Source organism: Methylobacterium durans (assembly GCF_003173715.1).
Lineage (GTDB): Bacteria > Pseudomonadota > Alphaproteobacteria > Rhizobiales > Beijerinckiaceae > Methylobacterium > Methylobacterium durans.
Genome location: NZ_CP029550.1, coordinates 4,911,995 through 4,924,841 on the forward strand (window position 1 = coordinate 4,911,995; position 12,847 = coordinate 4,924,841).

14 protein-coding genes, 1 pseudogene and 1 other annotated feature are annotated in these 12,847 nt (G+C 68.9%); of the genes and pseudogenes, 8 read left to right on the forward strand and 7 right to left on the reverse strand.

The annotated features are described in order from the left end of the window. Positions 1-13: 13 nt before the first annotated feature. Together DK389_RS22530 and DK389_RS22535 are read right to left on the reverse strand one after the other, a co-directional pair. Positions 14-202: a hypothetical protein gene (locus DK389_RS22530; RefSeq protein WP_109892944.1), complete on the reverse strand. Its 189-nt coding sequence runs from the start codon at positions 200-202 to the stop codon at positions 14-16. Between the two features lie 267 nt (positions 203-469). Next, positions 470-787: a PilZ domain-containing protein gene (locus tag DK389_RS22535; protein WP_109892946.1), complete on the reverse strand. Its 318-nt coding sequence runs from the start codon at positions 785-787 to the stop codon at positions 470-472. A 133-nt stretch (positions 788-920) separates the two neighbouring features. On the opposite strand from DK389_RS22535, the gene DK389_RS22540 reads away from it, so the two are divergent. Then, positions 921-1,271 carry a hypothetical protein gene (locus tag DK389_RS22540; protein ID WP_162560784.1) on the forward strand — a complete coding sequence of 117 codons (351 nt, stop codon included), beginning with the start codon at positions 921-923 and terminating at the stop codon, positions 1,269-1,271. A gap of 201 nt (positions 1,272-1,472) precedes the next feature. Here DK389_RS22540 and DK389_RS22545 read toward each other — a convergent pair. Together DK389_RS22545 and DK389_RS22550 are read right to left on the reverse strand one after the other, a co-directional pair. Next, positions 1,473-2,701, reverse strand: a protein-coding gene (locus DK389_RS22545; protein WP_109888298.1) for an IS3 family transposase whose coding sequence is annotated in 2 segments (ribosomal slippage) — positions 1,473-2,413 and positions 2,413-2,701 — 1,230 coding nt in all. Because the reading frame shifts where the segments join, the coding sequence is not laid out codon by codon here. Beyond that, positions 2,304-2,420 (reverse strand) — a sequence feature (AL1L pseudoknot). Its footprint overlaps the gene before it by 117 nt. A 640-nt stretch (positions 2,702-3,341) precedes the next feature. Then, positions 3,342-4,202, reverse strand: a complete 861-nt coding sequence (locus DK389_RS22550; RefSeq protein WP_109892950.1) for a universal stress protein — start codon at positions 4,200-4,202, stop codon at positions 3,342-3,344. Between the two features lie 127 nt (positions 4,203-4,329). On the opposite strand from DK389_RS22550, the gene DK389_RS22555 reads away from it, so the two are divergent. The 4 genes from DK389_RS22555 (at position 4,330) to DK389_RS34485 (ending at position 7,858) form a co-directional block, all read left to right on the forward strand. Further along, positions 4,330-6,354 (forward strand): heavy metal translocating P-type ATPase, encoded by a 2,025-nt coding sequence (locus DK389_RS22555; protein ID WP_109892952.1) that lies wholly within the window; start codon positions 4,330-4,332, stop codon positions 6,352-6,354. Then, a complete protein-coding gene (locus tag DK389_RS22560) occupies positions 6,314-7,126 on the forward strand; it encodes a universal stress protein (protein WP_109892954.1) in 813 nt (270 codons plus the stop codon). Before DK389_RS22555 ends, DK389_RS22560 begins: the two co-directional genes overlap by 41 nt. Continuing rightward, positions 7,126-7,455 (forward strand): c-type cytochrome, encoded by a 330-nt coding sequence (locus tag DK389_RS22565; RefSeq protein WP_109892956.1) that lies wholly within the window; start codon positions 7,126-7,128, stop codon positions 7,453-7,455. Before DK389_RS22560 ends, DK389_RS22565 begins: the two co-directional genes overlap by 1 nt. Positions 7,456-7,669: 214 nt before the next feature. Continuing rightward, complete coding sequence (locus DK389_RS34485; RefSeq protein WP_236960269.1) at positions 7,670-7,858, forward strand: BLUF domain-containing protein; 189 nt, start codon at positions 7,670-7,672, stop codon at positions 7,856-7,858. Positions 7,859-8,169: 311 nt separating this feature from the next. On the opposite strand, the gene DK389_RS22575 is transcribed toward DK389_RS34485, so the two are convergent. Continuing rightward, entirely contained in the window at positions 8,170-9,030 is an 861-nt protein-coding gene (locus DK389_RS22575; protein WP_109892958.1) for a universal stress protein, read from the reverse strand. Positions 9,031-9,274: 244 nt separating this feature from the next. On the opposite strand from DK389_RS22575, the gene DK389_RS22580 reads away from it, so the two are divergent. From DK389_RS22580 to DK389_RS22590, 3 genes and pseudogenes are all read left to right on the forward strand, one after another. Next, complete coding sequence (locus DK389_RS22580; RefSeq protein WP_109892960.1) at positions 9,275-10,825, forward strand: PAS domain S-box protein; 1,551 nt, start codon at positions 9,275-9,277, stop codon at positions 10,823-10,825. Then, on the forward strand, positions 10,815-11,423 hold the full coding sequence (gene fixJ / locus DK389_RS22585; protein WP_109892962.1) for a response regulator FixJ: 609 nt from the start codon (positions 10,815-10,817) through the stop codon (positions 11,421-11,423). The genes DK389_RS22580 and fixJ overlap by 11 nt, the downstream gene beginning before the upstream one ends. Before the next feature lie 90 nt (positions 11,424-11,513). Further along, positions 11,514-11,870: pseudogene (locus tag DK389_RS22590) on the forward strand (response regulator transcription factor); the annotation flags it as partial. 202 nt (positions 11,871-12,072) lie between these two features. Here DK389_RS22590 and DK389_RS22595 read toward each other — a convergent pair. After that, complete coding sequence (locus DK389_RS22595) at positions 12,073-12,345, reverse strand: hypothetical protein (RefSeq protein WP_109892966.1); 273 nt, start codon at positions 12,343-12,345, stop codon at positions 12,073-12,075. 80 nt (positions 12,346-12,425) lie between these two features. Next, positions 12,426-12,740, reverse strand: a complete 315-nt coding sequence (locus DK389_RS22600) for a hypothetical protein (protein ID WP_109892968.1) — start codon at positions 12,738-12,740, stop codon at positions 12,426-12,428. Positions 12,741-12,847 lie beyond the last annotated feature (107 nt).

The following is a 12,847-nucleotide window of genomic DNA, read 5'->3' on the forward strand; positions in this document are numbered from 1 at the left end:
TCCACTGACGCTGTCATTGCACCCGACCTGCATACATGGACCAGGCGTTCGGCGCGTAAGGGCCCGGCGCCTCTTGGGGGGCCTGACGCTTGGCCGTCTCGCGCTCCACGTCCTCAATGGCATGGGCGATGACCGCGCGAGGGTCTTGGCCCTCGGTGAGGATGACGCGGAGAGCGGCGAGAAGCTGTTCGCGAGCGGCCATGGGTGCCTCCGTAGTGGCAGGCGGCCATGTAACTGCTGACGGGCGCACAGGACTGTGAGCCGGCACACACAGCGGTGAACCAGCTCAGGCCCCGCGGTGAGGGGGAGCACTATCTCGTGTCGTCGTCCCGCATCGATGGGCCCTTGCCCGCCTTCATGAACTTGCCGAGCAGCAGGCCGGAAACGACAGAGAGCGCGAACCATCGGCCGAAAAATCTGAGCAAGGCGCCCTCTTATGTTCTCTGTGCAGGTGATCGAGGCCCAAGCCTCACGCGCCCTGCTGTTCGTTCAGCGCTTCCGCCGCAGCCAGCAGCGACACACCAACGAAGTCGCCACGACGCCATGCACGTTGAACGCGGCAGGTGAGATTGCGGCCGGCGATCGTGAGCATGAACGTCTCAGGCAATTGATAGCGTCTCGCCACACCGAGCTTCGCGCCAGACACCGACATGTCCCTGATCATACACGGGATCTGCTCGCCATCCTCCAGGATGATGGTCGCCAGCCGCATCGTCTCGTGACGCTCGCCACCGATCCGCTTCTCCGTTGCCGCCGGTGTGGCGGCGACGCCATCGAGTTGTGTCATCGGGGCGACGGGACAGAGTGGGTGAGGTCGACCTCTCGCGATCTATCGCAGTCTGATTTCCGAACCATGAAGGTGTTGCCCTTTCGTTCTAGCCAAGCTTGGCCGTTGGGGCGATAAGGCGGGCATGCGGCTAATGCTCTCCCTTCTCGTCTTGCTCGTGGCTTGGTCGCCTTCAGCGGCGGAAGAGAAGGCAGCTGCTGGCCTGAGCAGCCTTGAAGAGCGCTGGCACGGCTGCGTCCGCGATGTATACGATCGCGAGCGCTCCAGCCAAAGCAAAGCGGCCTCACAGCTCAGCGCCCTCGACGCGTGCAAGGAGCACGAGGACGCCTATGTGGCTGCGATCCTCGTGGAGCAGGCAGCCGAGGAGAAGTGGGATCGGCGCGAGGGCCGAACCCTTACGGCGCGAGCGAAGGCGTGGGCTGTCTCTGTCCTTGGCTACGTCGTCGATCCGGTGTCGTCCTGGCTCGGCGCCGTGACGCGCTGAGACGCTTCAGGCGGCCTTGCGGCGATGCGGAGCGCTCTCAGAGCCAGCCATCGCGCCAGGGCGTCCAGGGCCGATCGCCTTAGCAAGCTCAGAGTCTTCTTGGCGCAGACGCGTCAGAAGCTTGCCTCTGACCTTCAGGGGAGGAGTGCCATAGGAGGTCGCTGAACCGCACCGGGTTTCCCGGAGGCTGTTTGGTTTGGATCAGGCGGCCAAGGCTTGAACCTCGACCTCTGCATAGTAGCGCGCTTCCGCCTCGGCGGGAGGCACGTTGCCGATCGGTTCAAGCAGCCGACGGTGATTGAACCAATCGACCCACTCGAGCGTGGCGTACTCGACCGCCTCGAAGGATCGCCACGGCCCACGCCGATGGATCACTTCGGCCTTGAACAGGCCGATCACCGTCTCAGCGAGGGCGTTATCGTAGCTATCGCCAACACTGCCGACAGACGGTTCGATGCCGGCCTCGGCCAGGCGCTCGGTGTAGCGGATGCTCACATACTGCGATCCGCGATCTGAGTGACAGACGAGCCCGCTGCTGGCGAAGGGCCGACGTTGATGAAGGGCCTGCTCCAGGGCATCGAGCACGAAGTCTGCCCGGGCTGAGCGCGACACACGCCAGCCCACGATCCGGCGGGCGAAGACGTCGATCACGAAAGCCGCATAGACGAAGCCGCCCCAGGTGGCGATGTAGGTGAAATCCGCTACCCACAGCCTGTTCGGGCATTCGGCCTTGAACTGTCTGTTGACCCGGTCGAGCGGGCAGAAGGCAGCCGGATCGGGAATGGTCGTGCGAACTCTGCGTCCGCGGACGACGCCCTGCAGTCCTATCGCCCGCATCAGCCGCGCCACCGTGCAGCGCGCCACCGCGATCCCCTCGCGGGCGAGTTGCCGCCACACCTTGCGCACGCCGTAGACGCCGAAGTTCGCCGCGTGAACGCGCCGGATCTCGGCCATGAGCACGGCATCCCGCTTGGCTCGAGCCGGCAGTCTGCCGCGATCGGCCCGCCGCGCGGCATGAGCGTGGTACGTCGACGGGGCGATCGGCAGAACCCTGCAGATCGGCTCGACCCCGTAGGTGGCGCGATGATCGTCGATGAAGGCGATCATGACCGGGACCGGCGGTCGAGCTCCGCCTGAGCAAAATACGCCGACGCCTTCCTCAGGATCTCGTTGGCTTGCCGAAGCTCGCGGTTCTCCTGCTCCAGCGCCTTGATCCTCTCGCGCTCGTCCGTGGTCGGCCCGGCTCGTACGCCGCCGTCGCGTTCGGCCTGTCTGACCCAGTTCCGCAGCGTCTCACCCGAGCAGCCGATCTTGGCCGCGATCGATTGGATCGCCGCCCACTGTGAACCGTGCTCGCTCTCATGCTCCCGAACCAGCCGGACTGCCCGCTCGCGAACCTCAGGGGAGAAGGGTGGAGTATGCTTCGTCATGGCTCCAGTCTCTCAAGAGTTGGAGCCTCCGAAAATCCCGGAGCGGTTCACGCGACCTCCACGTCCGGCAAGTTCCGACCGAGCACCACGACGTCGTCCCAAGTCATACGACGGCCTCCTCGCGGGGATCGTTACAGCTTGACCAGCGAGCTTGCCAATCAGGCGGCAGCCTCCTCGCGGCGCATCCTGACGACAGCAACGACGGTCGTCAGCCCGAGTCGGATGTCGAAAGGGGAGCAGCAATTTCGCCGCGCGAGCTCAACCACTCAGTCGGCAGCGTTCGGATCGCCCATCTGCTGGGTCGGCGTGTCCGCTTTTCAGTTTCGGCAGAACAGCCCTTTTCGTCCACAATGGGCGCAATCCCGAATGGCTGCTCCTGGCCGATTGTGTTGAAAAACTCCGTTTGCCCCCCTTTCGAGGACATCAACCTACAACACCTGGGTTCGTATCGAGCGACAAATACTAGCTATAGAGGACTTTGATCGCGCCGCGGAGTTTTTCAACACAATCGGCCGAGATCGGCCCGTTCGCTTCGGAGCTCAAGCTGCGGGAAGCGGACATTCTGCGCAGGTCAGATGAGGTGCCGGTGCCAGCGGCGGCACAACGCCATGGTACCTCCGACTTGGCTGCGGGCATTTCATCAATGCGCCAGGAACAATGGCACACCACTCCGCGCGAGCAACGCCTGCGTCACGCCTCCGAGGAACCATTCGCGCATGCGCGAGTGCCGGTAGGCACCAATCACGACCATGTCGGCCCTGAACTGCTCGGCCGACCGGCGCAGGGTCTCAGCTATGTCGACTTCGACCGGGCGGTCATCGACCGTGATCTCGACGCCGTGGCACGCCAGATGCGGGGCGAACTCCGCGCCAGGAACGGACGACAGCAACCTCTCGGTGTCGCCGACGCACACGAGCACGTCCGCCTCCGCCGCGCGCAGGAAGGGCATGGCGTCGTTCGCGGCGCGCGCCGCCTGCGTGCCGCCGTCCCAGGCGACGATAATCCGGTGCGCGCGAAAGGTGTCCCAGCCCGGTGGCACCACGATGACAGGTCGCCCGCTCCGGAAGAGCCCCCCCTCCATCAGTTCGCGGTCTGGCATCACCGCGAACGGCTCGGCGTCGAGGATTGTCAGGTCGTGCAGGCGGGCCCGGGCCGAGAGCCGGGCGACGAGCTCGTGGTGCATGAGGCTCGGCGCCTCGGTTGTGCAGATGACGCCTACCCCGGCCGCGTCTCTCGCGACCCTCTCCGCCGCGTGCCGCGCAAGGGACGCCAAGCGGCAATTCTCGGCAACGACGAGCTCGTCGGCGAACCCGCAGAGTGGCATCGCGGTGGTCATGAGCCTGGGCGCCGCGGACTGCACAGTGAGGTGGGCGCCCGCGTCACGCGCCAGCGTCAAGCCGTAGCCGAGGGAGGCCGCGGCCTCGTCGCCGCGGCCCTCCTCCGTGATGCCGACCAAGATGTCGCGAATGCCCGCAAGAGGAAGTGAGGACGGGCGTGGCATGGGGAGCTCCCTGCAGCTTCTTCGCGCCATTCTCCCCCGGTACCACGGCCGCGCGTTGATCCAGCGCAAGGCCCCACGGCCGGGACGGGCGCACTTCGGAGGCGCGCAACGACCGGAGCCGACCCCGATGACGACGACGACGACCATGGGTTCAACCGAGACTGACCGGCCGGCGGTGGCCAGCTGGATGCCGGGGCTGCGGGGATGGCTGGCGGTCGTGCCGCTGGTCGGCCTGTGCGCAGGGCTGTCGGCACAGGCACTTGGACTGCCCGAGATCGCGGCGTGGGCCTTCACGCTCCCGACGCTCGCGGTCCTCGCCGTCCTCGCGGCTCAGGTTGCGACCAGCCTATCGCGGGGCGACGTCGGGCTCGACCTTATCGCCCTGCTCTCGATGGGCGGCGCGCTCTCCCTGTCGCAGCCGTTGGCCGGCGCCGTCATCGCCCTGATGTATTCAGGCGGCCAGTCGCTCGAGGCCTACGCGGCCGGCCGCGCGGGCCAGGCGATGACGGCGCTGCTCGCGCGCCAGCCGCGCACCGCCCTGCGGGAGGAAGGCGGCGGCGTCCTGGAGGTGCCCATCGCGGCTCTGGCTCCGGGAGACCGCATCCTGGTGCGGGTCGGCGACATTCTACCGGTTGACGGGCGGGTCGCCGCGGGCCGCACCGCGCTCGACCAGTCGAGCCTCACCGGCGAGGCGCTGCCGGTCGCCGTCGAGACGGGCGCGCCCGTGTTGAGTGGCTCGGTGAACGTCGGCATGCCCTTCACGCTGCTCGCAGAGCGTCCCGCGGCCGAGAGCACCTACGCGGGCATCGTCCGGCTGGTCGAGGCGGCCCGGTCGCGCAAGGCGCCTATGGCGCGCATGGCCGACCGCTACGGCCTCGCCTTCCTCGGCGTGACACTTCTTCTGGCCGGAAGCGCCTGGGGCGTCACGGGCGACCCGCTTCGCGCGCTCGCCGTGCTGGTCGTCGCTACGCCCTGCCCGCTAATCCTGGCCGTGCCCGTCGCCCTCGTCTCCGGCCTCTCACGCGCCGCCGGCATCGGCGTCCTGATCAAGGGGGGCGGCGCGTTGGAGACCTTGGCCAAGGTGCGCGTGCTGGTGGTCGACAAGACCGGCACCCTCACCCAAGGCACGGCCCGGCTGGCCGCGGCGCGGACCCTCGCCCCCTTCGACGAAGCGGAGGCGGTGGGGCTGGCCGCTTCCCTCGACCAAGCCTCCGGTCACCCGATAGCGCGGGCTCTGGTCGATGAAGCGCGCCGGCGTGGCTTGACGCTCTCACAACCAACGAAGGTCACGGAGATGCCAGGCGAAGGCGTGACTGGCCTAGTGGAGGGGCGGCACGTCCTTGTCGGAGGACCGCGCCTGATGCGGATCCACGGCGTCCCCGTCCCGCCGGCGGACGGCGTTCAACACGTCGCCGCGGCGGCGGCGACGGTGCTGGTCGCCGTGGACGGAGCGCCCGCCGCTGTCTTGGAATTCGCGGACCCGGTGCGGGCCGATGGCGGCCGGACGCTCGCGGCGCTGCGCGCCTGCGGCATCGAGCGGGTGGTGCTCGCGACTGGCGACCGGCGCGGCATCGCGGAGGCGCTCGTCGCGGGCCTGCCCGTCGATGCCGTGGCGGCGGATCTCGACCCGGCCGCCAAGACGGACACCGTGCTCGCCGAACGGCGAAACGGCCCCGTGATGATGGTGGGCGACGGGGTCAACGACGCCCCTGCGCTCGCGGCCGCCGATCTCGGCGTGGCGCTTGGTGCCCGCGGCGCGGCCGCGGCGGCCGAAGCGGCGGACGTCGTGCTGCTGGTCGATAGCCTCGCGCCGCTACCCAGCGCCATCCGCATCGCCAGGCGGGCCCGCGCCATCGCCCTGCAGAGCGTGCTCGCCGGCATCGGGCTGTCGCTCGCCGGCATGGTCGCAGCGGCTTTGGGCCACCTCACTCCGCTCCAGGGAGCGCTGCTCCAGGAGGCCATCGACGTCGCCGTCATCCTCAACGCCATGCGCGTGCTCGGCGGTACGAGGACCGCTCACGAGTCCCAGGCAGCTTGCGCTGGATCAAGGTGGGCCGTCCCGCCCGAGGCCAAGCTTCCCCGGTCGGAACCTAAGCACGACGGAGGTGGTCATGGACTACGCGAACATCCTCGTTTCCGCCGACCTCGGTGACGCGGCACCCGACCGCATACGGCTGGCCGCCGGCCTAGTCCGGCGCTTCGAGGCTACTCTTACCGGCGCGGCCGCCCACAAGATGCGTACGCCCATCCTGGTGCGCGACATTTACGACGCCGTCGAGCAGGAGAAGCGCAACGAGGCGCAGGTGCGCGAACTCCTCGAACAGGCGCGCGCTCTGTTCGAGCGCAGCGCGGGCGACGACATTCGCACGGAGTGGTACGCCGCCTTCGCCGGGCCCACCACGCACCTCGTCGAGCAGGCGCGCACCGCCGACCTCGTCGTCGTGGGCCGGCGCGGGTCGGAGGACGAGGATCCCGGCCCACTCGGCGTGTCGCCCGGGCCGGTGCTTATGGAGGCGGGCCGGCCCGTCCTCGTCGTGCCACCGCGGATCGTGCACCTGAAGGCAGCCCGGATCGTCGTCGCCTGGAAGGACGGCCCGGAGGCGCGGCGAGCGGTAACGGCGGCGCTGCCCTTCATCCACGGCGCGGATCAGGTCTTTGTCGCGACGGTCGGGGCCGACGCTCTGCACGAGGGAGCTGAGGCCGTGGCCGGTCACCTCGCGCGACACGGCGCCCACGTCACCACCCATCTCCTGCGGGTGGTTGGAGCCGAGGGCAGGGAGATCCTGGACTTCGCTATGCGCCAGGACGCCGACCTCATCGTGATGGGTGCCTACGGCCATTCTCGGCTGCGGGAGTGGGTCTTTGGGGGCGTCACGCGAGACCTCCTGGGCCGCTCGCCGGTCTGCTGCCTGATGAGCCACTGATGCGCCCGTGCGGCCTAACCGTCGGCATCGTCCTCACTCTGGGCCTGCTCGTCGCCTCGCGCGCCGCGGCCCGGGACGCCTCGGCGGAGCAGGGACGGACCTTCGCCCGAGAGAACTGCACGCGCTGCCATGCGGTCGGCTCACGTGGCGCGACCCCGATGCGTGCGGCACCGCCCTTCCGTACGCTCGCCAAACGCTTTCCCATGGACGACCTCGCGGATGTCTTGGTCGAGGGCGTCGAGCGGCGCCATCCGGCCATGCCCGATTTCCGGCTCGGCCCGGGCGACGCCGCCGACCTCTCGGCCTACCTCAAGGCGCTGGGACGGTGACCGGCGGAAAGGGACTGGTGGCCGCGAGGAGGTCAGCCCATGGACGCGTCACCGCTGTACGTGAGCCGACGGGTGGCCACCGACGCCGACGTCCATGACATGTCGAGACGTCGCAGGCCAGGAACGCCCGACTCCGGGCCACGGGCGCGCTCCTCGCGCCGCGCAGCCGGTTCGCGCAGATCCTTGATAAGCCGCGCGCAGGGTGGACGCGCTCATGGGTAACGTCCTTCGCGGCCGGCGCCATACGTGGGTCGAGGTGCTGCTGAACGACGACATCAAGCGGCGCCGGTTCCCCAGCTGGACGCCAGCCTATTCCGGCGCCTCCGTCTTCCTCGACGGGCTGATCCGGGCCCTGACCGGACGAGGCGCCCTCGGCCGCATCCATTCGACCTGCGCCGCATGATCCACGCCATCGAGGGGCAGGCGCGAGCCCGGCTTTAATGGCCGGGCTATATCGAGGCGCCACGACGCACGCGCGGGCCCGTCACTCGACAAACCCCCAGCCGGCTTCCAGGGCGCCCATCTCCTCCTCGTTCAGCGGGTCCGGCCAGTCCATCCTGTTCGGTGCACGCTCCCGGGCTTCCACTGCGCTGGGGCCCGGCCTTTCCGGGACAGATGTGGGCGTCCGACGCGGGAGATTGCGCTTGCGTGCCACCTGGGTGGTCGCGGTGGTTCCGAAGGATCTCTGTTTGCGCATCGCCGGCCTCCCCGGACTCAGTGCGAGAGGAATAGCGGGGCCGGGCTGACCCTCAGGAGCGAACGGGTCACGCCGCCGAAGAAGAACTCCCGCGCGCGGGAGTGCCGGTAGGCGCCCATCACGATCATGTCGGCCCGGAACAGCCCGGCCTGGGTGCGGAGCGTGTCCGCAATACCCCTACCCTTCGGCAGGTCGTTGACGGAGACGTTCACCCCGTGGCGGGTGAGGTGGGGCGCGAACTCGGCCCCGGGCACCTCGGCATGGATTTCCGACTCGTCGCCGCACGACACGATCTCGACCGCCTCGGCCGCGCGCAGGAACGGTAACGCGTCGTTGGCGGCCCGCGCCGCCTGCGCGCTGCCGTCCCAGGCGACGATGATCCGCCGCGCAGCGAAGGCGTCGTGTCCCGGCGGGACGGCGATGACCGGCCGTCCGCTGAGGAACAGCGCCTTCTCGATCGTCTCGCGGTCGAGGTCGTAGGTCCGCGGTCCCGCGTCCAGCACGGTGAGGTCGTGCAGGCGCGCCAGAGCCGCCAGCCGGCTCACCACCTCCGGGTAGGGCAGGCTCGGCGTCTCGGTGGTGCAGGCGACGCCGGCCAGCGCCGCCTCGCCCGCCGTGTTGCCGGCAACGGCGCGGGCCATCTCGTCGAGACGCCGGTCGATGACCGCGACGCCCTCGTTGTCGAAGTCGCCGAGCCAGGCGTCGTCGCCCGAGAGGCGCCAGGAGGCCGACTGCACGGTGAGGTGGGCGCCGGCGGCCTTGGCCAGCGTCAGGCCATACCCGATGGCCGAGGAGGTAGGGTCGCTTTCGCCCTCGACGGTGGTGCCCACGAGAACGTCGCGGATGGCGGCGAGCGGGGATGAAGAGCTGTTGGACATGGGTCGTCTCCGGTCCGGAGCCCCATGGTTTGCTCCCTCTCGGGCGACCGACCTTGATCCAGCTCAAGGGGCATCCCGGTCGGGCAACTATTCGTGGTCCTTAACATGGAGTAGCTTCGCAAGTGCGAAGTCGAGGCGCCGTGCGGGACTTAAGGCTCCGCTCTTCCGCGACGGTGCGTCGGTCACGCCGCGGCAGATACCTCGGCCGGAGCGGCTTGGAGTTGTTGCTCCAGAGGTGTGCACGATGACGAGCCCCATCGACGCGCCAGGCATGGACCGTGTTGGCGATGGCACATCGACCATTGAAGAGCTCCGGCAGACCCTCGACGAGGTCGGCATCTGCATCTGGTCGCTGGACATCCCGACCGGCCGGGCCACGGTCTCCCCGACCTGCGCCCGCCTCTTCGGCGTGCCAGCCGAGCAACTGACCTCCTTCGCCGCCTCCCAGGCGCTCGTGCATCCGGAGGACCGCCGAACCCGGGCGGAAGCAATCCGGCGGGTATTGCGGGAGGGCGGCAGCTACGAGGTCGACTACCGCGTCGTGCGGCCCGACGGGCATGTCTGCTGGCTGCGCTCACGCGGCCGGGTGCAACTCGACCCGGAGGGCCAGCCCTTCCGGCATCGCGGGGTCGTGCTCAGCATCGACGAGCAGAAGCGGGCCGAGGTGGATCTCCGCGCCCGCGAGGCGCACCTGCAGTCCATCCTCGACACCGTGCCCGAGGCCATGGTCGTCATCGACGAGGCCGGACTCATCCACTCGTTCAGCGCGGCGGCCGAACGCCTCTTCGGCTACGCGGCCGCCGAGGCGGTCGGGGAAAACGTCCGGATCCTGATGCCCGAGCCGATGCGGGGCGAGCACGACGGCTACCTCGACCGCTACCGGCGGACGCGGGAGCGGCGCATCATCGGTACCAACAGGGTCGTGACGGGCCAGCGGCGGGACGGCTCGACCTTCCCGATGGAGCTTGCCATCGGCGAGATGCGCTCGGGCGAGCAGGTTTACTTCACCGGCTTCATCAACGACCTGACCGAACGTCAGCACACCCAGGCCCGTCTTCAGGAGCTCCAGTCCGAGCTCGTGCACGTCTCCCGGCTGAGTGCGATGGGCGAGATGGCCTCGACGCTCGCCCACGAGCTGAACCAGCCGCTCGGCGCCATCGCCAACTACGCCAAGGGCTGCCGCCGCATGCTCGACGGGACTGACCCAGCGGCCATCCCGAGAGTGAAGGACGTTCTTGACAAGACGGCCGAGCAGGCGCTGCGGGCCGGTCAGATCATCCGGCGGCTGCGCGAGTTCGTCGCCCGCGGCGAGACGGAGAAGCGGGTGGAGCCGGTCGCGCGGCTGATCGAGGAGGCCAGCGCCCTCGCCCTCGTTGGCGCCCGCGAGCAGGGAGTCACGGCGCGTGTCGCGCTCGCCCCGAACACAAACTCGGTCCTGGCCGACCGGGTGCAGGTGCAACAGGTCCTGGTCAACCTGATGCGCAACGCCCGCGAGGCCATGCAGCACAGCGAGCGGAGGGACCTGACCGTCGAGGCGCGGCCGGTCTCGCCGGACTTCACAGAGATCACGGTGTCGGACACGGGGCCGGGCATCGCAGAGGCGGTGGCGGAGCGGCTGTTCCAGCCCTTCGTGACCACCAAGCAGAGCGGAATGGGCGTCGGGCTCTCGATCTGCCGGACCATCGTCGAGGCGCATGGCGGCCGCCTGTGGGTCGAGCGCAACGACGCCGGCGGGGCAACCTTCCGGCTGACGCTGCCAGCCGCGCACAACGGAGACCTGAACCATGGCGGCTAGCCTCGTGCATGTGGTGGACGACGACCCCGCAATGCGGGACTCGATCGCCTTCCTCCTCGACACGGCCGGCTTCGACGTGCGGGTCTACGAGGCCGGGACAGACCTGCTCGACCGGCTCCCGAAGCCGGCATCGGGATGCGTCCTGACTGACATCCGGATGCCCGGCATCGACGGGCTGGAACTGCTCCGCCGCTGGCGGGCGGCGGGCCACACGCTACCGGTGGTGGTGATGACCGGCCACGGAGACGTGCCGCTCGCGGTGGAGGCGATGAAGCTCGGCGCCTGCGACTTCATCGAGAAGCCGTTCGACGACGAGGCACTTCTTCAGGCTCTCCGGTCGGCCCTGAAACGCAGCGGCGCGGCCCAGGCCGCGGACCCGACGCTGCGAGATTTCGTGCGCCGGGTCGGCACCCTGAGCGAGCGCGAACGACAGGTGCTGGACCAACTGGTCGCCGGCGGCACCAGTAAGGAAATCGGGCGCGCGCTCAACATCAGCCCGCGCACGGTCGAGATCTACCGGGCGAAGCTCATGGCCAAGACGCAGGCCGGCAACCTGCAGGAACTGGTTCGTTGGGCGGTGTTGGCTGGCATTGCGTGAGGCGGGCTTGAGGTAGGTCAAGGCGACAGCCGGAGGCTTCCTGCAACATGACGGCATCCAACCTTTGAGTACCGCGCCCCGGCGACCGTCATGCCGTCAGCCCCTTCGAACCTCATCTACGTCGTGGACGACGACCTGGCCGTCCTGCACTCCACCCGCTTCCTGTTTGAGAGCGAGGGCCATCGCGTCGAGACCTTCGCGGGCGGACAGGAGCTGCTTGCGGCCTTCCCCGGTCCGGCCCCGGCCTTCGTGCTGCTCGACCAGGTCATGCCCGGCATGGAAGGGCTGGAGGTATACGCCCGGCTGCGAGACCTCGATGCCCATGTCCCGGTGGTCCTCATCACCGGTCATCCTGACCCGAGCATCCGGACGCGGGCTCGCGCCGCCGGCGTTCCCCTGGTCGAGAAGCCGCTCGCATTCGACGCGCTGCTCGGCATGCTCGCCAGCGACGGAGCCGCTACAGGGTTCATCCCTTCAGGCTTGAGGAACAGCCCGCCGCGGGACTTCGCGGGCGCGGCGGCTCGCGCGGATCGGCCCCGGGGCGCTCCGTAAGGGGTATGGCGTGCGCCTTCCCCGGTCCGGCTGAGCCGAGATGCTGACAGGCGGGGCGACCGCGGCCTTGATCTGGCTCCACCCGAACGAGGCCACATCAGGCCCAGTGCCGGGAATATTTCGGCGCCAGGGTCTCGCAGGGATGGTGGAAGAGGTAGTAGCCGAACGCCGCGGTGGCCTCCCGCGCCGGGGCAGGCTGAAAGCCGAACGGTAGACTCTCGTCCTCGCGCACGCTCGCGCCGAAATCCCACGCGCCCGGTCGGACGAAGTACGGGACCAGCATAGTGTCGCGGACGGCGCAGCATACCCCCGGCTGAAGCCGGTGCTGGAACACTCGGTAGAGGGTCGGTGGAGGCCGGTTGAACGGCATCGGGCCTGTCCTGGAATCGCCGTGTCGGGTTCTATCGTGAGGCGGGAGCCGGGGCCGTAATCGGTCTTGGCGAGGAGGCGTCAGGCCGCCTGGGCGAAGGCCATTTCGGTGACGTCGTGCGACAGGGTCGTCGCCTCCTGGTAATCGGCCACGCCCTTGGTCAGGAAGGCGACCTGGAGCTCGACGGCGTCCATGAGCGAGCCGCACCCGGCAAGGGCCGCGAGATGGTCCGCCTGGGCCTGAAGGCGGTGGCCCGTGAACCGTAACGTCTCCGCGGCGAGGCGCAGCGGCAGGTCGACCGCGAAAGCGCGCCAGGTGCCGATACCGGTCTTGATGGCCTCGGTCGGGTTGGTGGGGGCTGAGGCTTGGATATGCGTCGTGCGCTCGGAATGCATGGGGATCCCCTCTCTCCGAATGCAGGAATCAAAGAACGCTGCGGATTGCTCGGCCTTGATCCAGATAAATCAAGCAAATGTGCGGGTCAGTACACAAATATTACAAG

Coding starts and splice junctions, on each gene's coding strand:
- DK389_RS22575 (WP_109892958.1), bottom strand. CDS start 9,030: ATGTCCAACAGCTCTTCATCCCCGCTCGCCGCCATCCGCGACGTTCTC.
- DK389_RS22565 (WP_109892956.1), top strand. CDS start 7,126: ATGCGCCCGTGCGGCCTAACCGTCGGCATCGTCCTCACTCTGGGCCTG.
- DK389_RS22530 (WP_109892944.1), bottom strand. CDS start 202: ATGGCCGCTCGCGAACAGCTTCTCGCCGCTCTCCGCGTCATCCTCACC.
- DK389_RS22550 (WP_109892950.1), bottom strand. CDS start 4,202: ATGCCACGCCCGTCCTCACTTCCTCTTGCGGGCATTCGCGACATCTTG.
- DK389_RS22580 (WP_109892960.1), top strand. CDS start 9,275: ATGACGAGCCCCATCGACGCGCCAGGCATGGACCGTGTTGGCGATGGC.
- fixJ (WP_109892962.1), top strand. CDS start 10,815: ATGGCGGCTAGCCTCGTGCATGTGGTGGACGACGACCCCGCAATGCGG.
- DK389_RS22595 (WP_109892966.1), bottom strand. CDS start 12,345: ATGCCGTTCAACCGGCCTCCACCGACCCTCTACCGAGTGTTCCAGCAC.
- DK389_RS22540 (WP_162560784.1), top strand. CDS start 921: ATGCTCTCCCTTCTCGTCTTGCTCGTGGCTTGGTCGCCTTCAGCGGCG.
- DK389_RS22600 (WP_109892968.1), bottom strand. CDS start 12,740: ATGCATTCCGAGCGCACGACGCATATCCAAGCCTCAGCCCCCACCAAC.
- DK389_RS22535 (WP_109892946.1), bottom strand. CDS start 787: ATGACACAACTCGATGGCGTCGCCGCCACACCGGCGGCAACGGAGAAG.
- DK389_RS22555 (WP_109892952.1), top strand. CDS start 4,330: ATGACGACGACGACGACCATGGGTTCAACCGAGACTGACCGGCCGGCG.
- DK389_RS22560 (WP_109892954.1), top strand. CDS start 6,314: ATGGACTACGCGAACATCCTCGTTTCCGCCGACCTCGGTGACGCGGCA.
- DK389_RS34485 (WP_236960269.1), top strand. CDS start 7,670: ATGGGTAACGTCCTTCGCGGCCGGCGCCATACGTGGGTCGAGGTGCTG.